The organism is Rossellomorea oryzaecorticis (assembly GCF_038405515.1).
GTDB lineage: Bacteria > Bacillota > Bacilli > Bacillales > Bacillaceae_B > Rossellomorea > Rossellomorea oryzaecorticis_A.
Map to the genome: position 1 here is coordinate 1 of NZ_JBBYAF010000055.1, position 24,600 is coordinate 24,600.

The 24,600-nt window shown below is 40.7% G+C and carries 18 protein-coding genes and 2 riboswitches; of the genes, 5 read left to right on the top strand and 13 right to left on the bottom strand.

Annotated elements, in window-relative coordinates; all coding sequences use genetic code 11:
- Positions 1-296 precede the first annotated feature (296 nt).
- The 3 genes from AAEO50_RS19360 to AAEO50_RS19370 all read right to left on the bottom strand — a co-directional run bounded on the left by AAEO50_RS19360 (position 297) and on the right by AAEO50_RS19370 (position 5,155).
- Positions 297-1,085 carry a TerC family protein gene (locus AAEO50_RS19360; protein WP_341986001.1) on the bottom strand — a complete coding sequence of 263 codons (789 nt, stop codon included), beginning with the start codon at positions 1,083-1,085 and terminating at the stop codon, positions 297-299.
- A gap of 101 nt (positions 1,086-1,186) precedes the next feature.
- Positions 1,187-1,282: riboswitch (yybP-ykoY riboswitch) on the bottom strand.
- A 61-nt stretch (positions 1,283-1,343) separates the two neighbouring features.
- Positions 1,344-1,805, bottom strand: coding sequence for a hypothetical protein (locus AAEO50_RS19365; protein ID WP_341986002.1), 462 nt, complete (start codon positions 1,803-1,805; stop codon positions 1,344-1,346).
- Between the two features lie 263 nt (positions 1,806-2,068).
- The gene (locus AAEO50_RS19370; protein ID WP_341986003.1) at positions 2,069-5,155 is read right to left on the bottom strand and encodes an efflux RND transporter permease subunit; all 3,087 of its coding nucleotides are present in this window, start codon (positions 5,153-5,155) and stop codon (positions 2,069-2,071) included.
- Between the two features lie 178 nt (positions 5,156-5,333).
- On the opposite strand from AAEO50_RS19370, the gene AAEO50_RS19375 reads away from it, so the two are divergent.
- Complete coding sequence (locus tag AAEO50_RS19375; RefSeq protein WP_341986004.1) at positions 5,334-6,209, top strand: hypothetical protein; 876 nt, start codon at positions 5,334-5,336, stop codon at positions 6,207-6,209.
- Positions 6,210-6,311: 102 nt separating this feature from the next.
- On the opposite strand, the gene nhaC is transcribed toward AAEO50_RS19375, so the two are convergent.
- From nhaC to AAEO50_RS19395, 4 genes are all read right to left on the bottom strand, one after another.
- Positions 6,312-7,718, bottom strand: coding sequence for a Na+/H+ antiporter NhaC (nhaC, locus tag AAEO50_RS19380; RefSeq protein WP_341986005.1), 1,407 nt, complete (start codon positions 7,716-7,718; stop codon positions 6,312-6,314).
- 497 nt (positions 7,719-8,215) lie between these two features.
- Positions 8,216-9,238, bottom strand: coding sequence for an EAL domain-containing protein (locus tag AAEO50_RS19385; RefSeq protein WP_341986006.1), 1,023 nt, complete (start codon positions 9,236-9,238; stop codon positions 8,216-8,218).
- Between the two features lie 137 nt (positions 9,239-9,375).
- On the bottom strand, positions 9,376-10,944 hold the full coding sequence (locus AAEO50_RS19390; RefSeq protein WP_341986007.1) for a peptide chain release factor 3: 1,569 nt from the start codon (positions 10,942-10,944) through the stop codon (positions 9,376-9,378).
- 66 nt (positions 10,945-11,010) lie between these two features.
- Positions 11,011-11,244, bottom strand: a complete 234-nt coding sequence (locus AAEO50_RS19395) for a YueH family protein (protein WP_341986008.1) — start codon at positions 11,242-11,244, stop codon at positions 11,011-11,013.
- Positions 11,245-11,414: 170 nt separating this feature from the next.
- On the opposite strand from AAEO50_RS19395, the gene AAEO50_RS19400 reads away from it, so the two are divergent.
- A complete protein-coding gene (locus AAEO50_RS19400; RefSeq protein WP_341986009.1) occupies positions 11,415-12,632 on the top strand; it encodes a NupC/NupG family nucleoside CNT transporter in 1,218 nt (405 codons plus the stop codon).
- Positions 12,633-12,755: 123 nt separating this feature from the next.
- On the opposite strand, the gene AAEO50_RS19405 is transcribed toward AAEO50_RS19400, so the two are convergent.
- Positions 12,756-14,231 carry a UDP-N-acetylmuramoyl-L-alanyl-D-glutamate--2,6-diaminopimelate ligase gene (locus AAEO50_RS19405; RefSeq protein ID WP_341986010.1) on the bottom strand — a complete coding sequence of 492 codons (1,476 nt, stop codon included), beginning with the start codon at positions 14,229-14,231 and terminating at the stop codon, positions 12,756-12,758.
- 200 nt (positions 14,232-14,431) lie between these two features.
- Positions 14,432-15,487 (bottom strand): M42 family metallopeptidase, encoded by a 1,056-nt coding sequence (locus AAEO50_RS19410; protein ID WP_341986011.1) that lies wholly within the window; start codon positions 15,485-15,487, stop codon positions 14,432-14,434.
- A 505-nt stretch (positions 15,488-15,992) separates the two neighbouring features.
- Here AAEO50_RS19410 and AAEO50_RS19415 point away from each other — a divergent pair.
- The gene (locus AAEO50_RS19415) at positions 15,993-17,387 is read left to right on the top strand and encodes a peptide MFS transporter (protein WP_341986012.1); all 1,395 of its coding nucleotides are present in this window, start codon (positions 15,993-15,995) and stop codon (positions 17,385-17,387) included.
- A 93-nt stretch (positions 17,388-17,480) separates the two neighbouring features.
- Here the strand turns inward: AAEO50_RS19415 and AAEO50_RS19420 are convergent, their stop codons facing one another.
- Positions 17,481-18,287 carry a YihY/virulence factor BrkB family protein gene (locus tag AAEO50_RS19420; protein WP_341986013.1) on the bottom strand — a complete coding sequence of 269 codons (807 nt, stop codon included), beginning with the start codon at positions 18,285-18,287 and terminating at the stop codon, positions 17,481-17,483.
- A gap of 208 nt (positions 18,288-18,495) precedes the next feature.
- Here AAEO50_RS19420 and kynA point away from each other — a divergent pair, with 208 nt between their 5' ends.
- Together kynA and AAEO50_RS19430 are read left to right on the top strand one after the other, a co-directional pair.
- Positions 18,496-19,350, top strand: a complete 855-nt coding sequence (gene kynA, locus AAEO50_RS19425; protein WP_341986014.1) for a tryptophan 2,3-dioxygenase — start codon at positions 18,496-18,498, stop codon at positions 19,348-19,350.
- 94 nt (positions 19,351-19,444) lie between these two features.
- On the top strand, positions 19,445-19,903 hold the full coding sequence (locus AAEO50_RS19430; protein ID WP_341986015.1) for an OsmC family protein: 459 nt from the start codon (positions 19,445-19,447) through the stop codon (positions 19,901-19,903).
- Between the two features lie 114 nt (positions 19,904-20,017).
- Here the strand turns inward: AAEO50_RS19430 and AAEO50_RS19435 are convergent, their stop codons facing one another.
- The 3 genes from AAEO50_RS19435 to AAEO50_RS19445 all read right to left on the bottom strand — a co-directional run bounded on the left by AAEO50_RS19435 (position 20,018) and on the right by AAEO50_RS19445 (position 23,755).
- Positions 20,018-20,344 carry a DUF3243 domain-containing protein gene (locus tag AAEO50_RS19435; protein WP_341986016.1) on the bottom strand — a complete coding sequence of 109 codons (327 nt, stop codon included), beginning with the start codon at positions 20,342-20,344 and terminating at the stop codon, positions 20,018-20,020.
- Between the two features lie 110 nt (positions 20,345-20,454).
- Entirely contained in the window at positions 20,455-21,492 is a 1,038-nt protein-coding gene (locus AAEO50_RS19440; protein WP_341986017.1) for a ribonucleotide-diphosphate reductase subunit beta, read from the bottom strand.
- Positions 21,493-21,511: 19 nt separating this feature from the next.
- Entirely contained in the window at positions 21,512-23,755 is a 2,244-nt protein-coding gene (locus AAEO50_RS19445; protein ID WP_341986018.1) for a ribonucleoside-diphosphate reductase subunit alpha, read from the bottom strand.
- A gap of 179 nt (positions 23,756-23,934) precedes the next feature.
- Positions 23,935-24,117, bottom strand: a riboswitch (cobalamin riboswitch).
- Positions 24,118-24,600 lie beyond the last annotated feature (483 nt).

Here is a 24,600-nt window from a genome sequence, read left to right on the forward strand (position 1 = left end):
GGAGGCGGCTTGCTCAGCCCCGACAAGCATAAGATGAATGGGCCGGGAAGGCGCCTTTTGCCTTCTTGGACCATTTAGCTTATGACCTCGAGGGGGTAGCCGCCAGAGCTGGACAGGTCTCACCTGTCACGCTTCTCCCGCAGGAGTCTTCGTCTTTCACTCCAATCAACTGCTAGAACCCGTTTTAATAAAACACAATAAAGATTAATAATACTTACTCAATAACACTCGGATATATCTTGGATAAAGAAAAAGCTGATGCTGCTATTGGACGCGGCATCAGTTTTCTGACATGATTATTTTGTTTCTGTTTCAACTTGTTTCTGTTCTGTTTTCTTGGCAGTCCTTCTCGATAATAAATATCCACCGGCAGCTAGAAGTATAAGCACACTCCAGAAGATAGCTTTCCACCCTTTGGATTCAGGAAAATGATGATCTAAAATAGCCACTTCAGGGTGTGCCAATGTGAATACCGCTAACTTTACACCGACCCATCCAACAATTAAGAAAGCTGTGGATTCCAGAGTTGGGTATTTCTCCAGCAATTTAACGAACCATGTTGCAGCAAATCGCATGATGACAAGTCCGATGACACCTCCGAGGAACATGACAGTAAATTGTCCGCCGTCAATCCCCCCTATTTGAAACCATCCTGCAGGCTGAAGGGTTACCGCAAGAGCCACTGCAGCTAGCATTGAGTCCACTGCAAATGCAATGTCCGCAAGCTCTACTTTTAACACTGTTGTCCAAAAGCCTGAACCTTTTGCATTGGCTGGTTCTCCTTCCACCGCTCCTGTATCTTTTTTCTTTTTGATAAAATGATGTATAGCAACATAGAAAAGGTAAATCGCACCTATTGCCTGAACCTGCCAAACATCCACTAGGAATGAAATCATGAAAAGAGCGAGAAATCTAAAAACAAATGCGCCTAACAACCCATAAAATAGAGCTTTTTTCCGCTGTTCTACTGGTAAATGCTTCACCATGACTGCCATGACCACCGCGTTATCGGCTGCCAGAATACCTTCCAATCCCACCAGTATAAGCAATACCCATCCATATTCTAATAACATTGATGCATCCATAAAATGAAAGTCCCTCCTGATCTCACAATTAGTTTTCCATTAGGCAAAGATTTTTAAAAAAATAAAAAAGACCTTTGCCTAATAAGGCAAAGGTCTTGCTTAGCATTTATCAAAATGCCAACAAAGCCGATGGAAAGTCCATGAAATGACGACTTTGTTTAGGCCGAAGCCTATAGCTACTCCCCTTTGACAGGTAGAAAACGTATAATTTATACTTTCATTTTACTTCAAAATTAAATGTTCGTAAAGAAATATGCGTTATCGAAACCTCAGTAAAAATGACCTTAGTGCTAAACCGATAAAGACTCCCGGTATGACGCACATCATCGGAAAAAAAATGGGCCCAATGAATTTTCCGAACAAATATACTCTGGGAGAATACATAAGTCCAACAGTGACCAAATATGCCGAGATCACGAACGGCAAGAATGCATACTCCTCTTCTTCTGCTAATGCTATTTTATAAGCATCCCACATAGCAAACATATAAAGACAAGGATAAAACATCAGCCATTGATAGTCGATCACTGATGCAGCTTTAAGTGTTTCCCCCAAAAAACTGTACATGATTGCCTGATTAAAATTGCTTTGGACGTTGATAATGATTTCAAGCAACACAAATAACGTTCCCTTAAACCATAAGCCCACCAATAATTGCGGAAACCCGGGAAGGGCAATACTCCAGAGAATCCCTTCTGTTTTCGTGATGGCTTTCTTCATGAATATCCCCTTATTAAAGGAGAAGTCTTCCGGTATATGAGTGAATGGACTGATATTATTAACATTTTCAGCTGGCTCGTATGTACATTAAGGGAAAGTAACATCTCGAGAATCCTCCTATAGATGTATCTCCGCTTATTTTTACCATTCCTCTCCCAATTATTACGCACTTTCATTTAATATTTAGAAGTGGATCAGGCCGTTGGGTAGATATAATCAAAAAATCACCCTGGTCTACAATTTCCGACCAGGCTGATTTTCCACTAAAACTTATACGTGTATTTTTTTCTTTTTTTCATCCGTCTCGTTTCTTTATCGAAGAAACTATAAACAACCGGTATGACATAAATAGTCAATAAAGTACTGCTGACAAGACCACCGATTACTGCAATGCCCATAGGCTGGTTGATTTCTGTTCCTTCGCCGATCCCAAGAGCCAACGGAAGCAGACCTAGGATAGTGGTAAGGGCTGTCATAAGTATCGGGCGTGTACGATCTTGGACGGCTTCGACGATTGCCTCAAAACTGTTCGGAGCAGTTGTTTTCCGCTGATTGATGTAATCAACGATGACGATTGCGTTATTAACGACTATACCAGCTAATACAATCACGCCGATGATGGCAGATATACTGATTGGTGTTTGGGTAATGGTGAGTGCCAGAGCTACTCCTATTACCATTAATGGAACGGTGAACATGATAACAAATGGATACTTGAATGACTCGAATTGTGCTGCCATCACCAAATATACAAGCACAATTGCAAGTCCTAATGCAAGTGCCATATCATCAATGGAGTCTTCAAGCAGCTCTCTATCTCCACTGAATGAAACCTGGGTTGCATCAGAAAGATTCAGCTTCTCGATTCTTTCATCGACTGCCGAGGAAATTGCTCCAAGGTTGGTAGAGGAGGAATACTGCAAGTCAAATTGGACTGCATGCTGTTGATCAATTCTTTGAATACTGACCGGCCCATCTTCTATGCTGAAGTCTACCACTGAATCAAGTGCAATATACTCTCCTCTTCCGTTTGGAATAAGCAGTTTTTTTAATGCGTCGAGATTCTCTGTGATATTCCGGTCATATTGAACAAAGACACTGAGCACATCCGATTCTTTTGTAACAATTTGAGTAGCCATAACCCCTCTTGTGATGTCTTGAACGGCACTTCCTATTTGTGCGGGAGCAAGACCTTGTTTTAAAGCTTCATCCTTATCAACATTCATTTGTATTTCTTTTACAGTTTCCATCTTGTCTGTACTAAGTGCTGTTACATTTTCCATATCTTTCAGTGAGTCATATAAACGGTCTACAGATTTATCCAAGCGTTCCTGATCGGTGTCACGAACGTTGAACGTCAACGTTTGAGGACTCGTTCCGGAAGTCGACTGCAAATTGAATGAAATTTCAGCTGATTCATTCACGCTTTCTGCTGCTTTTTCAACTTCAGGTTTTATGTCATCCGCAAACTCGAAGATGGAGCGATCCCTTTCTTCAAGAGGTTTCATCTTCACGTAAATTTCAGCAATATTTCCTTTCTCAGAACCCCTGAATGATTCTTCCTGAGTAGTCCCTACAAGGCTTACAAACACATCGACGTCTTTATGCCCCTCTAAATTCTTTTCAATCGCTTTAACAGTTTCATTCGTTTCTTTAATTGAGGAACCGTTTTCCAGCTCGACTCTCATATTGAAGAATCCCTCGTCTGTAGGAGGCAGAAATTGTGTCCCTACAGTCGTCAGCCCATAGCCGCCTGCAGCTAGGGTAATGACCGTTATAAATAAAATAACGAATCTATGGCGCAAAGACCATTTAATGCTTTGAACGAATCGCTTGCGGGTCATTGAACGCCTGCGCCTTGCTTCAAGATTTCCTTTTGGCTTCTTTAAGAGTCTGCTTGCAAGCATCGGGATCACAGTAAGTGCAACGACTAAAGAAGCAAGTAAGCTAAATGATATGGTGAGAGCGAACTCAGTAAATAGCTCCCCTAATAATCCCGATATGAACACAACTGGGAGGAAAACAGCTACTGTTGTTAAAGTTGATGCCGTGATGGCACCCCCCACTTCCTTTGCACCTTCACTTGAAGCAGTCCTTGCGTCTTTCCCCAGAGAAAGATGTCTATAGATATTTTCTATGACCACAATCGCATTATCTACAAGCATCCCGATTCCAAGTGCAAGGGCTCCGAGGGTCATGATATTTAAAGTAAAATCCGCAAAGAACATGAGAACAAAAGTCACAATGACCGAATAAGGAATGGCCACCCCTATTATCAATGGACTTTTTACATTTTTAAGGAATAAGAACAACACCAGCATGGCAAAGGCTCCGCCAATCAATAATGAATTGGTTATATTACCTATTGCTTCTGAAATATAGTCTCCTTGATCAAATAGGATATTGGCTTTAATTGATTGATATTGTTCCTGTCCCAACAACCGGTCCAATTCCTGTTGAAACGACTTAGATACAGAAGCGGTATTAGCATCGGATTGTTGGAGGACGCTGAATAGTACAGCGGGCTCCTGATTTGCACGCGTTGATGTATTCGTACTTTCCTCCTTCTGTTCCACAGTTGCCACATCTGACAATGTAATGTTTTTCCCTGTTTGCGGGTTCACTCCCACAACGAGCTTCTTTATTTCATCAACATTTTGCAATTGGCTGATGACGCGTGTCGTCAAAGTCTGACCATCTGTATCAATGGTGTCACCTGGAGAAGTAATATTGTTGGCTCGAATCGTATTGACGATATCAGCCTGCTTCAGTCGATTCTTCTTCAATGCCTGCTGATCCAATTCAATGACGACCTCATCATTGAATGAACCTGAAACATTTACATTTGCAACTCCTTCTACCCGAGTGAGTTCCAATTTCAATTTTTCAGAGAGAGCTTTAAGATTGCTCCCGTCCCCCTCTTCTCTTAGTGATACTTGAATGATAGGAAACTGAGCAGGATCAAACTTTAAGAACCTGGGTTCCTGTGCAGCGTCAGGTAAGGGTGATTGATCGATTCGCTGTAGTACATCATTTTCAATTTCATCAATTGAAGTAGTCCATGAAAACTCGAGGAGAATAAAATTGGATCCTTCTCTGGAAGTGGACTGGATATTTTTCATCCCCGGTAAGGTAGATAGGCTTTCTTCCAGAGGCTTCGTCACTTTCTCCACTACCTCTTCCGGACTAGCCCCCGGGTAATTGGTTACCACTACCCCTACTGGAGGATTCAAATCGGGAATGAGTTTTAAAGGTATCCTGAGGAGAGACACTCCCCCTAATATCAAAATTAACAACATCGTCACAATCGTAAAGACAGGACGACGTATCGAAAAATCACTGATTTTCAATTACGCTGCTCCCCTTTCTATGTATGCAAATTCCAGTTAGCTATACTATAAGTCCTTCACAAGTAACGTTCAATCATTAACTATCGCTGTTTTTAAATGTTCACACATTGGTCACCAAATTAATAATTTAAGCCTTTTTGAGAAAACTAAATATATACTTGTAATAAGGAGTAAAAACATGCCAAATTGGGTTCCATTTGCGTGCTTAAGTATCACAAGTGTATTCCTGCTGAGCTATATACTAGTGAAAAAAAAGGAAAAAGCCCCCAAAATCATTCTGTTTTGGCTTTTTATTAGCGGGCTTGCTTATTTATTTGAGTTTGTCATCTTTATCCTGCTGAATAGCTATGAATATTATCCCGAGTTTTTTTCCAGTCATTATAATGACAGCATAGCGGGTTCTATCATTTCGCAAGCTCTTGCAGTACCTGTAGCAATCACATTGATTGTCGTTTTTCATTTAAGGTTCAGATGGATATTCTTTATTATTGGTTTGTTCTTTTTGATTGAAACATTTTTCTTATATTTGGATATTTATGAACATAATTGGTGGAAATCAATTTACACGATCCTTTTTTTAAGTTTGACCGTTATGCTGTCCAAGGTATGGTGGAGATACTTGTATTCAGGGAAATACCACTATATAAATTTTGTGACTCTTTATTTCGCAATAATGACCCTTTCCCAAACGATAGGGTGGATATTATCGTCGTTATTAGGTTTATATGAACTTCCTATTGGACTATTCAGTATAGAAATAAAAGATAACGTCATAGGCAATGGGGTTTATCTATTTTTCACAACCTACCTTTACACCCTTATTATTTACTATAGATATAACGATTTACCATATACCGTCATGACGCTTGTTTTTCTTCTGACGATAGAGATTTTCATGGTTAACCAGGGAATACTCTTTCTTAAAGAACCATACTACATTTTTATATTACCTTCACTGCACATCGCATTTATCCAGGGGGGTAAGTTTGTGTGCCACCGTCATTTCCCTGGCTTCCATCAAACTTCACAAAAAAGACTGCTCCGGCAAGAATAGACATGCAGTTCAAGGTTTCACCTTGTCTATTCGAAGCGGAACAGTCTTTTTTCTTATCTAATTTGCAGACTGATAACCATTTACACTAGTCTGTTAGATCATTTACTGATTAACTGCCGGTTTCATTTCAGTATTATCTCGTTTAATCGTCCATCCAGTAAATCCATAAAGGATCGTAATCAGAGGTGATACAAAGCAAAAGACAGCAAACGGAAGGTATTCCAGGGTAGTTACCCCAAGGACATCCGTGAGAAAAATACCGCACACACTCCAAGGAACTAAAGGGTTTACAACCGTTCCTGCATCTTCAAGCGTTCTGGATAGATTTTTTGGGTGCAGGCCGAGTTTCTTGAATTGAGTCTGAAAAGCTTCCCCTGTCAAAAGAATGGATAAATACTGTTCACCTACCACCACATTTATCCCGATTGCCGAGAGAGCAGCTGTTAAAATGGTCCGTTTGGCAGTACCGATCACACCAGACAGTTTGGAAAGCAAGACAGGAATGATGCCAAGCTTAAATAACAATCCGCCAAGGCTTAATGAAAGAATGACTAAAGAAATCGTAAACATCATACTTTCTACCCCGCCTCTGGTTAAAAGTGAATCGACGGCTTCCACTCCGGTTTTTGAAGTGAATCCCCCGAATAGAATCGTAAAGAGCTCCTTAGCATTCATTGAATAATGAAAGAAGGAAATCCCTATAGAAACCGCTACATTTATAGAAAGAGCAAGTAAGGCAGGAACCTTAAGCGCAATGAGGAGCAATAGGACAAAGACAGGGATAGAGCTGTACCAGTGTATAAGTCCTGATTGAGTCAATCCATCTTGTATTGCTTGCAGCTCTGATAAATCGACGTCCTGTTTGCCCGGTGATAAAATGAGAAAAACAACCAAAGTAATAATGAATGCAGGGACAGTCGTCCAAGCCATGTTGCGAATATGCGTAAACAAATCCACTTTCACAATAGATGAAGCAAGATTTGTGGTGTCTGATAGCGGAGACATCTTATCACCGAAAAATGCACCCGACACGATAGCTCCGGCTGTAACCGCCATGGATAGCCCCATGGCTTCTCCGATTCCGATCAATGCTACACCGATCGTCGCTGCAGTTGTTAACGAGCTGCCGATCATCACTCCGCTTAAGGAAGTCAGCAGAAAAGCAATAGCGTAAAAGTAATAAGGAGAGACAAATTCAAAACCAAAAAACATTAAGGTCGGAATCGTACCGCTAATTAACCAGCTGCTGATAAGCAGCCCGATAAATATGAATAAAAGAACGGCTCCAAGTCCGCCTTGAGCCCCTAAGATCATCCCTTCTTCTATATCTTTAAACTTGCTTTTACGTATCAAACCATACATCATCAGTATGAATATAGAAATGATAATCGGGATATGAGGTACAGCACCTAAACGAATGATACTGATACTGATTGTCGCTAGTATGATGACTAAAATAGAAATAGCTTCTAACAATTTAGGCTTCAGAACAGGTTTGATATTTAACATAATTGATGTCACTTCCTTAAGTGTGGGTTGTATTTGAATCCATAAGATGAGATAGAAGTTTAAATAAAGAATTAAATAAGAAAAAAACCCTTCTATCCCTGGTATAGGGACGAAGAGTTTCTCCGCGGTACCACCCTAATTGGAGTATCAACTCTTCCTCTGATCAAGTGAGGACTGCAAGATTGATTACTCCCGCTTCATAAAGGATTGTCTCTTGTATAAAAGTCCCCTGTAAAAACGAACTTTAATGAACAATGTAATTCAGATCATCTTTGACCTAAGCTTCCACCTTCCGCTTAGTCTCTGGCTGCTGTCTTGAGAGATCCTACTGGTTTGTTCGAGACAAGTAATTATTTATTTCGCACTTAAACGCTTTTAAGCGCTAAAGTAATTATTTATTGATTTCATTTTATCACGTTGTTGGACGATGTCAATAAAATTAATGCAAAAGATCCTGCCAGAGATATTTGGAAATCAAGAAAGTGTGCGAAAAGTGCCTAGTTAAAAGCAGGAACGAAAGGCTTTTGTGCGTTCAGATCAGGCTTGCCTATCAGGTATCCCTGGGCATATTTCACTCCGATCTCTTTACAGAATGTAAGTTCTTCTTTTCTCTCAATTCCTTCTGCCAATACAGAAATCCCCAATCCCCGTGCAGTATGGATCACATCCTTCAGGAAATGCTGCTTGCCAATATTCTTGTCGCACTCTGAAATATATGATCGATCGATTTTCACATAATCCGGTTGAAGCAATGAAAGCATTTCTATCGTTGCAAATCCTGAACCAACATCATCCAGTGCAACTTTCATGCCCTCCCGTTTATAGACATCGAGTACAGACTTCAAGTGGTTTACATCTTCTATTTTTTCCGTTTCCACCACTTCAAACACTAGATCTTCCGGACTCACTCCATATTTCTCTACAATACTGAAAGTATGTTTCAAACAAAATTCAGGATTGTAAATCGTAGAAGGAAGAAAATTGATAAAGCTCTTCACTCCTTTTTCAATGTGAACTGCCCTGCTTTCTATTGCCGTTCTTCTTGCCCGTTGATCAAGCATAGAGTGAAATCCTGTCAATGATGCGGCTATGAACAATTCTCCAGGATTTAAATTCTGTGAAGGGTCAGCACTGCGCAGAAGACTTTCATAGGCAAACAATTCAAAGTTCTCAAGATCTATAATCGGCTGCAAATAGCTTACGAAATCCCCCTTCTGAATCACTTCTATCATTTTCCTGTATTTCATTTTATTAAGGAAATCTTCTATTGAAAGATATTCGCCAGGAACGTCAGAAGCTGAGATGCAGCACTTCCAGCCTTCATCGATTAATTTAGAAGAGCATGATTCAAGGTTTATGTAAAGTGTTTCAAGATTATCATAGGGCAGTACATAGGAGTCAGGACCCATAAACATACATTCTTCAATTGGCTTACGCCTGCATTGTTCATTATATAAAAATAGATTACCGGATGCATAGAAATTCATTGTAATACCACAGTTCGAGCATAAAGTATTCAAAAAACCACCTCAATATCAAAAAATTTATCCTTAATTCATAATAGACCTTTCGTCCCGGGTATTACTAGCGATAAAACTCAAAAAACAAAAAAACCCTTCACAAGTGATGACTTGTAGAGGGTTTAATTCTATTGGAATTACATTAAACTGTATAGCTTTATGTCCGGGTGTTTATCTGAGAACCATCTCATCGCAAAATCATTTTCAAACAAGAAAACCAGATTTTCATGTCGATCTTTGACAAGCATACTGCGTGAACTTGACATCGTCTCTTTCACATCTTCTTCGTTTTCTATCCATCTGGCGATTTTTGAACCGATCGGCTCCATTCTTACGTCGACATTATATTCATTTTTCATTCTATGCTCGAATACTTCGAATTGAAGCTGCCCAACCGCTCCGAGGATGACATCTTCGGTTCGGGTCTTGTAGTATTGAATCGCACCCTCCTGAACGAGCTGCAGGATCCCTTTTTGGAAGTGCTTCTGTTTCATCACGTTTTTAGCCGTTACCCTTACAAATAGTTCAGGTGTAAATTGTGGCAATTTTTCATACTGGAACGATTTCTTACCTTCTGTAAGAGTATCACCGATCTGATACGTACCGGTATCATAAATACCGATTATGTCTCCACTGACGGCTTCATTTACCGTACTCCGATCATCAGCAAGAAATTGAGTGGACTGAGCCAGTTTGATATTTTTCCCGATACGGGGCAGATTTACTGACATCCCTCTTTCAAATTGTCCTGAACAAATTCGCAGAAAGGCAATTCGATCGCGATGAGCCGGATTCATATTCGCTTGAATTTTAAATATAAAGCCTGAGAACTCTTCGCTTACAGGATCTATTTCTCCGATATCCGAATTTCTGGGCTGAGGTGATGGCGCAAACTGTAAATAGGTTTCAAGGAAAGTCTGCACACCAAAATTCGTTAACGCACTTCCGAAAAACACAGGAGACAGTTCCCCATTCGCAATCCGTTCCCTTGAGAATTCATTTCCTGCTTCATTCAGGAGAAGCACATCCTCTAATGTTTGATTGTAAAGATTACTATCCTTCAATGAATGGTCTCCACTAATTTCGCCTTCTTCATCAAGTGGAATGAAGCGATCCTCGTCTTCAACACGGAATTGTTCAATCCGGTTATGAAAACGATCGTAAATCCCAAGGAACTCTTTCCCCATTCCGATCGGCCAGTTCATAGGGTACGATTGAATTCCGAGGACTTCTTCAAGTTCTTCCAATAATTCAAGTGGTTCACGTCCCTGTCGATCCAGCTTATTAATGAAAGTGAAAATCGGAATTCCTCTCATGCGGCAAACTTTAAAAAGCTTTAGAGTCTGCGCTTCAATCCCTTTAGCCGAGTCGATGATCATAACTGCACTATCGACCGCCATCAATGTTCGATACGTATCTTCAGAGAAATCTTGGTGACCTGGTGTATCCAGGATGTTCACTCTGTAGTCAGAGTAATCAAATGCCATTACGGAGGACGTAACAGAGATCCCTCTTTGTTTTTCAATTTCCATCCAGTCCGAAGTTGCAAACTTACCGGACTTCTTTCCTTTAACCGTTCCTGCTGCGCGGATCGCTCCGCCAAACAAAAGCAGCTGCTCCGTTAATGTTGTTTTCCCTGCATCAGGGTGGGATATAATTGCAAAGGTCCTTCGTGACTGAACCTCTTTTTTAAAGTCTTTTTTCATTCATAAATTCCTTTCTCGTCAGTCTTCCCTTCCCATCATATGCTTTGTAATATGATAAATCAATATTTACATTTCTCTCGTCCACTGCAGAATCCTTCTGCTGATCACTTCAGCTTTTTCGTCAGATACTGCCCTTTTCAAGGATCGAATTAAGTTCTTGTGAATATCATCATCTTCATATGTAAATAAATAAGACCATTCGATATCCGGTATCGCGATCAAAATCAGTTCTTCTTTCTTATTTTCATGGATATATACTTTTTGTTCCAAGCCTTCCATAAAATTTTTTCTTATTTTCATTTCTGAATCCCCTTTCATGAAAACGCTGTCGTAGTGCATACTAAACAATAACTTGTCCGTACAACTTTAAAAAAAACGTGTAAATGTAGGTTGTCAGACTTCTGAAAGAATTGTAAAATAAAAAACCGAAAGCATCAAGTTTGTTACTTTACTATTATGAGGTGAAAAGAATGCAATATTTATGGGGTATTATTGGAATTTTAGTCGTCCTGGGAATCGCTTTCCTATTTTCTTCCAATAAAAAGAAAATCAATTTCAGAACGGTCCTTGGCGGCCTAGCGATTCAATTATTATTCGCTTTCCTCGTCCTTAAAACGTCTTGGGGGCAAAACAGCTTAGAATGGCTGACAATGGGAGTCAATCAGATCATAAACTATTCCAACGAAGGAATAGAGTTCCTGTTCGGAGGATTATATTCAGAGAAGTCAAATATCGCATTTGTTTTTGCGTTTAATGTCCTTCCTGTAGTTATTTTCTTCTCGGCATTAATTTCAGTACTTTACTATTTAAAAGTGATGCAGTTCTTCATTAAAATTCTGGGTGGCGGTCTTTCAAAGCTTCTCGGCACTCGAAAAGCCGAGTCCATGTCCGCTGCAGCCAATATTTTTGTGGGACAAACTGAAGCACCACTGGTCGTTCGTCCTTATCTTTCCCGTATGACTGAATCAGAATTGTTCGCAGTCATGACCGGAGGATTGGCATCGGTGGCAGGTTCTGTACTAATCGGTTATTCATTGCTCGGTGTACCGCTTGAATTCCTTCTTGCTGCAAGTTTCATGGCGGCTCCTGCAGGATTGGTCATGGCAAAATTATTTGTTCCGGAAACCGACAATACGCCAGAGCCTGCAGAATTCGATATGGAAGCGGATTCCGAGTCTACAAACGTCATCGATGCGGCAGCTAATGGTGCCAGCGTCGGCCTGACATTAGCGTTGAACATCGGTGCGATGCTGCTTGCATTCATCGCATTGGTTGCACTGATCAACGGAATCCTTGGCGGTATCGGCGGATTTTTCGGCGCTGATAACTTATCAATCGAATTAATTCTTGGTTATCTGTTTGCACCTCTTGCCTTTGCAATCGGTGTTCCTTGGAGTGAAGCTGTAACGGCTGGTAACTTCATCGGTCAAAAGCTTGTCATCAATGAGTTTGTTGCTTACTCTGCTTTTGCACCGCAAATCGGTAACTTGTCTGATAAGACAGTTGCCATCATTTCATTCGCTCTTTGCGGATTTGCCAATATCTCTTCACTGGGAATCTTGCTTGGCGGTCTTGGTAAACTTGCTCCAAATCGCAGAGCAGACATTGCCCGCCTTGGACTCAAAGCAGTCATTGCCGGCGCGCTGGCATCATTACTAAGTGCTGCTATTGCTGGTATGTTCATTTAATACCCAAAACGTATGATTTAAAAGGAGATGGCCCCGGCCTTCTCCTTTTTTATTTGCTATATACCATCCTTTAAATGAATAAAAGGAACCAATGATTAAGTTTGGTTCCTTTCATAAGCATATTTATTTTGCCGTTACATACTTAATTTTGCTTTGCTCAATAGCAATATTTTTATCGCTATGAGGGTATTTTGTGTTTTCGATAATTTGATAATCCTCATGTCCCTTACCTGCAAAAATGATGATATCCCCTGGTTCACTGACTTCAATTGCATGCTTGACGGCTTCTGCACGATCGCCGATCAAAGCATATTTGTCATGTTGCATTCCTTTTTCAAGATCGTTAAGAATGCTGTCGTATTCTTCATAGCGTGGATCATCGGTCGTCAAGATGACGTAATCTGCCAGAGATGCTTTTTCTGCCATTGTCGGCCGCTTAGATTTATCCCGGTTCCCCCCTGTACCAACAAGGAAAATAATTTTATTTTGTTTGAACGGAAGAACTGATTCTATCGCTTTCTCAATCGCGTCCGGTGTATGTGCATAATCGATATAAACAGATAATGGCGCGTCCATCTCAACTTTTTCCATTCTTCCGCTTACCGGGGGCAGTTCACTGATAATCTCAACAAGTTTTTCTACTTCCATGCCGCGAGCGTACAAACAAGCCATTGCAGTAAGGATATTATATACATTGAATTTTCCAAGAAGCTTCATTTCTACATCGAAAGTACCTTCGGGAGAATGCAGGGTAAATGTTGTTTTATCGTTATCATATTGGATATTTTCTGCTTTAAAGTCTGCGTTTGATTCCAGTCCATAACTGATCACCTCATGAGGTGTCATATAATGATAACGATCGAACCATTCTTCGTCTGCATTCAATACAACATATTTAGGCGTTTCAAGATCCTGTCCTAACTGTGAAAATAATAAACCTTTCGCATATCCATAGTGTTCCATAGTTTCATGATAATCCAAGTGATCATGGCTGAGGTTCGTAAATGCAACTACATCAAAATCGATTCCCCATAATCGACCCAGACTCAATCCATGAGAAGAAACCTCTAGAATAAAATTCTGGATATCTCTCTCAACAGCAGTATTCAGCATTTGCTGATTGGTCAGATTATCACAAGTTGTATTCTCACTCGGAAGCAGTTCACCGTCTAAATTGAAACCGATTGTACCTGAAAGTGCTGCTTTCTGATGATCCCTTTTCAGGATCGAGTGAATCAGATTCGTAACTGTCGTTTTTCCATTAGTCCCTGTGACCCCAAAGACATTCAGTTTTTTCGAAGGGTAATCATAATATTTATTCGAAATCTGTGCTAACGCCTTAAATGAATCTTTTACCACAACGAGGGCAGCCTTCTCAAGATCGATATCGAGCTGCTTTTCTGCAATAATCAAACTCGCTCCGCTTTCCACTGCTTTACCTGCAAAATCATGGCCGTCTACCGTGTAGCCCCTGGTACAGACAAATATACTTCCTTCCGTTACTTTTCTTGAATCGACAAATATGTCTTTTACCTGGGGCGGTAATTCCCCATATACAGTTTTTAATTTAATACTTTCTAACAGGTTATATGTATTCATCATTTGTACCCTCACATTAGTTCTTAGTATGATATTGCTTTTATTTTACCTTATCAATCTTACTTTGATAAGAGAAATACCTCCTAAATTACCGAAGATTCTTATCCCCTTCTATAACAGTTCTTCCCGTTCAAGGAAAGGTTAAAACTAAAAAAGCCTTCCACATGCAAATAAAGCCATGAGGAAGACTTGCTCATTTATTATTCTAAGACCATTTTAGACTGTACATAATGCCATAAAAGATTTTCGGTATGAAGAATGGATGATTCATGGGTACGTTCATACGCGTGAGATGCATCGATTCCTGCCCCGATCAGTCCGTGTACGATATCAAAACCTGCCCTGATGGCAGCAGATGCATCGGATCCGTAATAAGGATAAATGTCTACTTTATAGTCTATTCCATTTTCTTCAGCCAATTGAACAAGATGCTTTCGTAAACCGTAATGATATGGACCGCTCGAATCTTTGGCACATATTGAAACCGTGTACTCGTCTGTGGACTGGCCGTCGCCTATGGCACCCATATCCACCGCCAAATATTCAATTGTTTCCGGAGGGATATTCGAATTCCCCCCATAGCCGATTTCTTCATTATTGGAAATCAGGAAATGAGTCGTATATGGGAGCACGATTCCCAGGTCCTTGATTTGCCGTATTAATTGAAGAAGCATCCCTACGCTTGCTTTGTCATCAAGATGACGGGATTTAATGAACCCGCTGTCTGTAATCTCAGCACGCGGATCGAAAGAAACAAAGTCTCCCACTTCAATACCTAGTTCTCTTACTTCTTTTGCATTCCTGACTTTTTCGTCTATACGAACTTCGATGTTTGTTTCATCACGCTTGGCTTCCCCGGCATTTTTGTACACATGCACGGACGTTTGATGCATGAGGATGGTTCCGCTGTATAGTTTGCCGCTGGAAATTTCGATTTGACAATATTCACCTTCCACCGCATTCCACCTGAATCCTCCGATCATCGAAAGCCGAAGACGTCCGTCACTCTTAATTTCTTTGACCATAGCTCCCAGGGCATCCACATGTGCAGTAAGCATGCGGTGGTTTTCTGTATTCTCTCCAGGGATTGTAATGATAAGTGCCCCTTTACGGTTTCTCGTCATTTCAAGGTCCAAATCTGAAAGGTATTCTTCCACGAACGTCATAATTTTTTCTGTGTTACCGGATGGACTTGGAATTTCGACAAGCTCTTTAATTAATTGAATCGTTTTCTTTGCATCTGGATATGTACTCATACTGACTCCCCCTTTTTATTAAAGAATTTTTTAACACCGCTGTTGATTTCCGTGCAAGACTTCGCTTTCCGCGGGTGACCCGTGAGCCTCCTCGGCAAGCCTGCGGGGTCTCACTTGTCCAGCTACAGGGCTTAGAGGCACATGTCATAAGCCAAACCGCCCAAGAAGGCAAAGTGCGCCTTCCAGGCCGATTCGTCTTATGCCACCCGCCTCTGAGCAAAGCCCTTCCACTTTTCTTATTGGCCACTTCTCCCGCAGGAGTCTTCGTCTTGCGCTCCAATAAACAGCTAGATATACCTGTAATTAGCAATAACCATTAACTTATACTATTATATCGTCTTTTCTGACTTTTCTACAAATAAACCTAATCGGTGATGGAATCAATTATTTGTGGACACAATGACTGGAACAGCTAAAAAAACTGGCCTTAGAACATATTTTCACTGAGAAAGACAAACGATATAGGTTAGGATTGGATATTCAAAATGACTGGGAGTGATTCAACATGAATTCTTCAACGCTGGATTCATTACCTCAAGGCAGGAAACATCCCAAGGGCCTGTATCTTTTGTTCTTTACTGAACTTTGGGAAAGGTACAGCTATTATGGGATGAGGGCCCTGTTGGTCCTTTATTTAACCACAGCCTTTGTAAGCGGAGGTCTGGGCGTCGAGCCTGCCCAAGCGTTATCTATATACGGAATTTATACGGGAGCTGTTTATTTTACACCGATTTTTGGCGGTTGGTTAACCGACAGATATATCGGATTACGAAGGGCCATTACGATTGGCGGAATTACAATGGCGTGCGGGGACTTCACCATCTTTCTTACCCATTCCCAGATTGGTCTCTATATCGGCCTGGCATTATTAGTCATTGGTAACGGTTTTTTCAAACCTAATATATCTACCCTTGTAGGAGAACTGTATCCAAGGAATGATAAGCGGAAAGATGCTGCTTTTACCATTTTTTATATGGGGATCAACTTAGGAGCGTTCTTTGCCCCTTTAATTGCAGGATTTCTTGCTGAAGATCTTTTTTTAAGGCCTCTTGCAGATGGTACGATGCACTATGGCTTTAAGTGGGCGTTTTTAGCTTCCTCACTAGGGATGATTATCGGCCAATTGATATTCAGTGTCTTCAGTAAAAGATATTTGGGTATGGTCGGATTAAAACCCAATAAACAATTGGCGGAAGAAAACAACGAAAATCAGAATATGCCATTATCCCCTAAGGATAAGCAGCGTACCAGGGCAATCTTGATTCTTGCCTGTTTCGTGGTATTCTTCTGGGCCGGGTTTGAACAAGCCGGCAGTTCATTTACATTATATACAAAAAACTTTATCGACAGGGAGGTATTTGGCTATACGATTCCAGTAGCCTGGTTTCAGTCTGTCAATCCCTTGTTCATCATTATTCTTGCTCCAATCCTTTCAGGGGTATGGTTAAAACTCTCTCATTCAAAACGTGGAGATTTGAACATGACCACGAAGATGGCCATCGGGATGATCCTTCTGGGATTGGGGTTCATGATTTTAATACCTGCCGTTCTGCAGACAGGGTCTGACGAACAAAACATCGTGACCCGTGCTAACATTATGTTCATCATCTTCACGTATCTATTCCATACATTGGGTGAATTGTTTTTGTCACCGGTAGGTCTTTCTTTGGTCAGTAAGGTTGCTCCTGTAAAAATCGCCTCACTCTTGATGGGGGTCTGGATGGCCGCAATCGGGGTAGCGAGTCTGCTCGCTGGTCAATTGGCATCATTAACAGCTACTTTAGGATATTTGGAGATATTCGCAACTATTGGTGCCACAGCAATCATATTGGGACTGATCCTTCTCGCAATTTCAAAGAAACTCGTTTTAATGATGAAAGAAGAAAATGCAGTCAGGTAAAAGTAAAGCCTGGAGATTTAGAATCTCCAGGTTTTACTATAGGTTCTATAGATATTTCGTTTATTCCAAAAAAAGTGAATGCGAGGATTCTACTCAATTTCTCTCCGCAACACTTCCGTTCAACAGACCCCCGATCAACAAAATAGTAGAAGAAATATAGAACCATACAACAAGTGTGATGACACTGCCGAGCTGACCGTAGAATTGTGTATAGTCATTCAATTTCACGTAAGTCCCGTATACCCAGGAAACTCCCTGCCACCCGAATGTGGCCAGTAGAGCACCTGGAAGTACATGGAGAAAAGAAATTCTTCTGCTCGGTACCACCATATACAGAAAAATGAACAATAAGAGCATAAAAATCGAACTCAGCCCCCATTTCCCGATTACCCATGCCTCGCTCCATTCTCCTTGAAGCCTTCCACTGGCAAACCGCGCCTGCCTTATGTATTCTTCCACCACTGGGACAACCAGGGAAAAAGCAATCAGGAACATAAATCCGATCGTTAATAATAAGTCATAAAATAAAGCAATCAAAAACGGTTTCTTTCTTTCGATTTTGTAAGCCTGATTTAATGAGCGAACCATGGACTGGACTGCCATCGAGGATAACCAGAAAGTAAAGAAGATAGAAATGGATAATACATCTCCACGCTGGTTATACAAGATACGTTCAATATTGTCATGTATGATGGCATAGGATTTTTCAGGCGCGAACGGTTTGATTAAAAGCAGGACATTCGTCTCCGAAATGGGCAAATAACTTAGTAATGAAAACACAAAAAGTAAAAAAGGGAAAATGGATAATAGCAAATAATAGGCTAACTGGGCTGATTGATCAAAGAAACGTTCTTTGAAAAATCGGACAACGACCTCTTTCGGATAATAGAATAGTTTCATTTCTCTTTGCCCCTTAATCAACAAGGATACTATTATTTTCCCCAAGTTACGGAATTCAATCATTTATATGCAGGCAAGCGGCAGAATTCTACCGTTTTGGATTGTGAGCACGGTTATTGTCATTTATAAAAAGGATTTAGATTTGATATCTAGAAGTACTTATAGTAAACGTTTGTACATATAAATATCCAGCTGTACAGAAAGGAAGATGAAGGTGTCGAAGAAGGAAGAACAAACCAAAACTATGGGAAATGAGAGTGTGCATACAGATTTCATCAACAACATGACCTATGGAGACTATTTGCATCTGGACACACTATTATCCAGCCAAAAAAGACTATCCGGCCATCACGATGAAATGTTATTTATTATTATTCACCAAGTGAGTGAATTGTGGATGAAGCTGATTCTTCATGAATTGCGAACGAGCATTACTTCCATTGAAGCAGGGGAATTATCTCCTGCATTTAAAATGCTTTCACGTGTTTCCAAAATTCAATCGCAGATCATTCATGCCTGGGACGTATTGTCTACCCTTACTCCTTCGGAATATATTCAATTTCGCGATGACTTGGGTCAGGCATCCGGGTTTCAATCCTATCAATATCGAATGATCGAATTTGCGTTAGGATATAAAACTCCCCATGTATTGAAGATTTATCAAAAAGATCCCGAATTATTATCACATCTGCAAGAAGCTTATCAATCACCTTCCTTGTACGATGTTTCTATACGGGCTCTATCAAAAGCAGGATTCAGCATTGATGATGAAGTTTTAAACAGGGACGTTAAAACTCCTTACCAGGAGAATGACTCTGTTCTGAAGGCGTGGACGGAAGTGTATCGAAACACAGACAAATATTGGGATTTATATGAACTGGCAGAAAAGCTTATCGATTTGGAAGACTGGCTTCAGCAATGGCGCTTCCGTCATATGAAAACAGTCGAGCGCATTATTGGACATAAGAAAGGTACCGGCGGCTCAAGCGGAGTGAGCTATCTCAAGAAGGTTCTTGATCACCAATTCTTTCCAGAGTTATGGAATGTACGTACCAGCCTATAACCTACAACCACGAAGTATGAGTCTTTTTTATTTGCCCAACTGCATCCGTTAGGATATTCTACTCAAATAAATGACTCAAAAGGAGAAAAGTCAAATGACAAAACACTCTTTCTTCATTAAGACCGATTGGCCGGGGCTGAGAAATGATGTCGGAACGTTGAATTCGACAACCATGAATTCAAAGATCTCCATCCCGCCAGAAATGGACGGACCGGGAGTCGGCACAAATCCAGATGAAATGCTTCTCGGAGCGGCAGCAACTTGCTATATCATTACCCTTGCTGCGATGCTTGAAAGAAGTAATATACCAAAAGCTTCGTTAACTATGGAATCTGAAGGAATCGTTGAAGTGGAGAAAGGCATCATCACATATAAGAAAATTATTCATCGTCCAATCCTTCTCCTATCAAGTGAATGTACGAATAGAGATTTGAACACAGCGAAGAAACTAACCGCTAAAGCTGAACATTCGTGTATGATTTCCAGAGCAGTAAAAGGAAACGTAATGGTGGAGCTGGAAGAATCAGTTTTCATTCAAGGCTCATCCGAGTGATTAACACTTCGTTCTTTCCACAGGACAGCGGCTGAATACATTATCATAAAAACTGCATCGTTTTAAATGACACAAAAAAGGCGCCTCAATAGGAAGCGCCTTTTTGTTGAGAAATTAAGATTCCGCATGCACGAGCTTTACTAACATGTGAGAAAGCATATGCTGTTCGTCCTTGTTACCTGCTTTCCATAATTCATATAGTAATTTTTCTTCCCTATTTTTGGGTTCTTCGTGTGCAGCAAGATAGTCTCCGACTTTCTGTGCAGCTTTTGCCTGCTGTTCTTCATTCATTCCCAGCTTATCCGCAAGTGAGACTTTATTTCCCAAATATTCTTTGAAGTGATCGAAGTTAGAGAGAATATCCTCTTTCTTATCCTCGGACATCCGTGATAACGTGTCGTCTACTTTGTTTTCCATTTTGTCTGTAGATTGATTTGCCATTGTTAAATCTCTCCTCTCTTTACTATAGTTTCTATATTCCCGATAAAGAATTGTTTAAACTTCCCGGAGAGAGTTTGTTTCGACCAACTTCAATAGTGGAAGGGAGAACTTTACAAGTCATCAAATCCGTTAACATCCGTCGTTTTCGTATACTGTCTTGATTTCTGTTCAAAGAAATCTGTTTTTCCCAAGTCCACTTCTTGATAAGCGATGATCCATTTTAACGGGTTGTTTTGATGACCTTCAAAGGGCGCCTGAAACCCAAGCTGCTTTGCCCTTTTATTAGCCATGAACTTTATGTAGCTTTCAAGTTCTGTCATTAACAGACCGTCTATATCATTTCCGATAATCTCCTGTGCCCATTCGATTTCCAATTGTGCAGCTTTTAAGAATGTCGATTGTCCGAATTCCCATAATTCATCCGTTTTCTGGGAAGGATATTCCAACAGGATTTCCTTGAATATTTTTTCAAACAGACCGACGTGCAGCTGTTCATCCCGATTAATATAATTGATCATCGTACTCGTTGCCACCATTTTCTGGTTTCTGGCAAGATTATAGAAAAATGCGAATCCGCTGTAAAAAAATAACCCTTCCAAGATGACATCATAGACAATCGATTTCAATAAATTTTCGACTGTTGGTTTCTCTGCAAAGTCCCTGTATCCCTTCACCACAAAATCATTACGTTTTTGAAGAATGGGTTCCGTTTTCCAATAATTAAACACTTGATCCTGTTGATGCTTAGGTACAATGCTCGAGAGCACATAGCTGTAGGAATGGTTATGAATCACTTCCTGTTGAGCCAGAATGATCATCAATGCATTCAAACTGGAATCCGTCAAAAAGTCTGCGACTTTCCCTGCATAATCTGTCTGGACACTGTCAAGCAAAGCCAATAACCCTATTATTTTCAAAAAAGTTTCCTGTTCGTTCTGTGAAAGTGATTCAAATTGATTGATGTCTTTAGACATATTTATTTCAAAAGGCGTCCAGAAGTTTCCGAGCATGCGTTTGTATTTGGGATATGCCCAGGAGAATCTGACATCATCCCAATTCAAGACGTTTGAGCTTTTCCCGTTAATGATGGATGTGGATTTATTCGGAGCTGACGCATCGAGCAGCTCTCTTTTGTTCAGTGTAATCATTTGTTTATTCCCCTTCCTTTTAGCTGTGACAGCTTTCACACTCTTCTATTACATTTTCAGAGGTGGATCTGACATAATACGTTGTTTTCAACCCGGATTTCCATGCGTCCAGATGAAGAAGCAGGAGTTCTTTTGCTTTTATATCATTCCTTACATAGAGATTGAACGAAATACTCTGATCAATATGCCTCTGTCTCCTGCTGTTTTGTTTGATGCTCCAGTGCTGATCGAGATGGTACGCTGTTTTGTAGTACCATTTTGTGTCACTAGATAAGTCCGGTGCTGTAACAGGGATTTTAAAATCCTTTTTTTCTTCTGAATAGAGATGTCTGAATAAAGGGTCAATACTAGCTGTCGATCCTGCTATGAGCGATGTTGATGAGTTCGGTGCCACCGCCAGAAGATATCCGTTGCGAATACCGGACGCTGCTACATCCTTCTTTACTTCATCCCAAATCGGTCCGTCATAGTCTTTTTGCATAAAATAGTTCCCCGTTGCCCAATCGGAACCATGAAAATATGGATAAGGTCCTTTCTCTTTCGCCAGCTTGTTACTTGCCTGAATGGTATGGTAAGCAATTTCTTCATAAAGGGAATCACAATATTCTGCGGCTTCATCACTTTCCCATTTCAAGCCCCTTAAAGCAAGTAAATGATGCCAGCCAAACGTACCCAGACCGATCCCCCTATACCGCTGATTCGTCAATCGTGCTTGCAGGACGGGTAAATCATTAAGGTCGATGACATTATCCAGAAGCCTGACAGCAATCTCAACCACCCGGGGTAATACGTCATCCTGAACAGCCTTAGCCAAGGAAATGGAAGCAAGGTTACATACTACATAGTCACCGGGATGTTTCACTGTAATAATTTTTCCGTCTTCGATCTTCTCTTCTTCTAAAAAAGTAGGGCTCATATTTTGAGCGATTTCTGTACAAAGATTGCTGCAGTAAATCATCCCTTTATGAGAATTAGGATTCAGACGATTTACACTATCCCTGTAGAACATAAATGGTGTCCCCGTTTCCAGCTGTGAGATCATGATTCGTTTGAATATGTCTATGGCAGGCATAGTTTTTTTGGTAAGTAAAGGGTTCTCCACACATTCCCGGTACTTATCCCTGAATGATCCTTCACCTTTTCTTTCATCAAAAAAATCTTCTAATGAAAAGCCCATTACTTTCCTTATTTCATGCGGATCAAACAGGTACCAATCGTCCCTTTCTTCAACTGCCTCCATAAATAAATCAGGAATGCAGACACCGGTAAACAAATCATGAGTACGCTTCCGTTCATCTCCATTGTTCAACCGGACGTCCAGGAAGGAGTGAATATCTTTATGCCAAACATCCAAGTAGACAGCAATCGCACCTTGTCGCTGTCCCAGCTGATCAACGGAAACTGCTGTATTATTTAATTGCTTCATCCAGGGAATGACTCCAGAACTCACACCTTTAAAGCCTTTGATGTCACTTCCTCTGCTTCGGACTTTCCCTAAATAGATGCCAAGCCCTCCGCCGTTCTTACTAAGAGTCGAAACATCCGTATTACTGTCAAAGATGGCTCTCAAATCATCCTCAACCGTATCTATAAAACAACTGGAAAGCTGACCGTAACTTTTACCTGCATTTGCTAGAGTAGGGGTGGCAACCGTCATATACAGATTCGACAAGGCCCAGTATGCTTCTTTAATCAGATTGAGCCTATGATTCTTGTCTTCGTCCATCATGAGGGTCATCGCGATGATCATAAATCTCTCCTGCGGGAGCTCGTATACTTTTCCGTCGTGTGTTTTCGTTAAGTAACGCTCAGAAAGAGTAACGATTCCTATATACGTAAACAGCTTGTCTTTAGATGGATTCAACATGTCTTCCATCTGTTGAATTTCTTCCCTGGAGTACTCTTCCACCAAGCGTGGATTATATAGGTTTTGCTGAACAAGCTCTTGTATCAGATCGTAAAAAGAACAATATGGATTTGCAGGATCATGGCCCCTGGAGCGGCTGCTGGAACGATAGAGCTTTTCTAAGTAAAGAAATGCAGCTGCATATGTCCATTGTGGTTCTTCTGTTGAAACTCTTTCGACGGCGGCCAGAATCATTTGCTGATAAAGTTGTTCCTCGGAGAGCTCCTTTTTCACTTGAACGAGTTTGTCCACCTTCTCTTCAAACCCTTCCATGTTCAACTCAGGATATTCCATTTTTAATTTCCCGCAAAGCTTCCAAACAAGTGACGATTTTTTTTCTGTTTCAATCAGTTTCATTTCTTCATTCCTCCCGAATCTAATTCATTCGTACTATTCAAGCTGCGGGAGAGGATATAAAAAAGCCCATCCTTAGAAACTGGACGGGCTGTAGTGAATAACGATGATATGATATAACAGACATATGTATAAAAATCTATTATTCTATCCTCGCATATCCTCCCAATTCCCGAAGAAGATCATACGTTATAAATACGGCAGGTCTCCTGACTCGTGCTTCATCCTACTCTAAGGCCTTCCCATCTTTACCAAGATAGTGGCAAATTCCTTATTTCGTCATCACTTACAGTTGCGGGGACAGTTCTGGAATTACACCAGATTCCCTATTAAGTCTTATAGACACCATATTTACTGTTTTGATTGATTCAAATCAATATATAGTTATAGTTAATGGAACAAACACAAAGTATTGTGCTCTCATCCATCATAATTGAATCCAAATGGATTATCAAGAGTCCAATCTGGATTTTTTTCAAATCTATGAAAGAAATAAAAATATGCTTATAGTTATCATTTTCTCTAAAAATCCACGAACTCCTCTGAATCGAGAGCATCAAGCAGTGGTAAAGGGAGATTACATCGATATTTGTTGTTTGAGAATCCGAGGCAGAAATCCTATACTCCTAATAGAAGGTTGTTTGACAGTATTCTTTGGTCCCCAATATTTGACGGGCTGTATACACCGGATTATCCGAAGTATACAGCCTCTTTTTTTGTATTGCCTATAAAACCCGCTGTTGATTTCCGTGGAAGACTTCGCTTTCCGCGGGTGACCCGTGAGCCTCCTCGGTCGTACCTCCCTGCGGGGTCTCACATTGGCCACTTCTCCCGCAGGAGTCTTCGTC

What these genes read in the sequence shown, in the direction of transcription:
- AAEO50_RS19360 (WP_341986001.1), bottom strand. Translation starts at nt 1,085, where the DNA reads ATGGATGCATCAATGTTATTAGAATATGGATGGGTATTGCTTATACTG.
- AAEO50_RS19365 (WP_341986002.1), bottom strand. Translation starts at nt 1,805, where the DNA reads ATGAAGAAAGCCATCACGAAAACAGAAGGGATTCTCTGGAGTATTGCC.
- AAEO50_RS19375 (WP_341986004.1), top strand. Translation starts at nt 5,334, where the DNA reads ATGCCAAATTGGGTTCCATTTGCGTGCTTAAGTATCACAAGTGTATTC.
- nhaC (WP_341986005.1), bottom strand. Translation starts at nt 7,718, where the DNA reads ATGTTAAATATCAAACCTGTTCTGAAGCCTAAATTGTTAGAAGCTATT.
- AAEO50_RS19390 (WP_341986007.1), bottom strand. Translation starts at nt 10,944, where the DNA reads ATGAAAAAAGACTTTAAAAAAGAGGTTCAGTCACGAAGGACCTTTGCA.
- AAEO50_RS19395 (WP_341986008.1), bottom strand. Translation starts at nt 11,244, where the DNA reads ATGAAAATAAGAAAAAATTTTATGGAAGGCTTGGAACAAAAAGTATAT.
- AAEO50_RS19400 (WP_341986009.1), top strand. Translation starts at nt 11,415, where the DNA reads ATGCAATATTTATGGGGTATTATTGGAATTTTAGTCGTCCTGGGAATC.
- AAEO50_RS19405 (WP_341986010.1), bottom strand. Translation starts at nt 14,231, where the DNA reads ATGAATACATATAACCTGTTAGAAAGTATTAAATTAAAAACTGTATAT.
- AAEO50_RS19410 (WP_341986011.1), bottom strand. Translation starts at nt 15,487, where the DNA reads ATGAGTACATATCCAGATGCAAAGAAAACGATTCAATTAATTAAAGAG.
- AAEO50_RS19415 (WP_341986012.1), top strand. Translation starts at nt 15,993, where the DNA reads ATGAATTCTTCAACGCTGGATTCATTACCTCAAGGCAGGAAACATCCC.
- AAEO50_RS19420 (WP_341986013.1), bottom strand. Translation starts at nt 18,287, where the DNA reads ATGAAACTATTCTATTATCCGAAAGAGGTCGTTGTCCGATTTTTCAAA.
- kynA (WP_341986014.1), top strand. Translation starts at nt 18,496, where the DNA reads ATGAAGGTGTCGAAGAAGGAAGAACAAACCAAAACTATGGGAAATGAG.
- AAEO50_RS19430 (WP_341986015.1), top strand. Translation starts at nt 19,445, where the DNA reads ATGACAAAACACTCTTTCTTCATTAAGACCGATTGGCCGGGGCTGAGA.
- AAEO50_RS19435 (WP_341986016.1), bottom strand. Translation starts at nt 20,344, where the DNA reads ATGGCAAATCAATCTACAGACAAAATGGAAAACAAAGTAGACGACACG.
- AAEO50_RS19440 (WP_341986017.1), bottom strand. Translation starts at nt 21,492, where the DNA reads ATGATTACACTGAACAAAAGAGAGCTGCTCGATGCGTCAGCTCCGAAT.
- AAEO50_RS19445 (WP_341986018.1), bottom strand. Translation starts at nt 23,755, where the DNA reads ATGAAACTGATTGAAACAGAAAAAAAATCGTCACTTGTTTGGAAGCTT.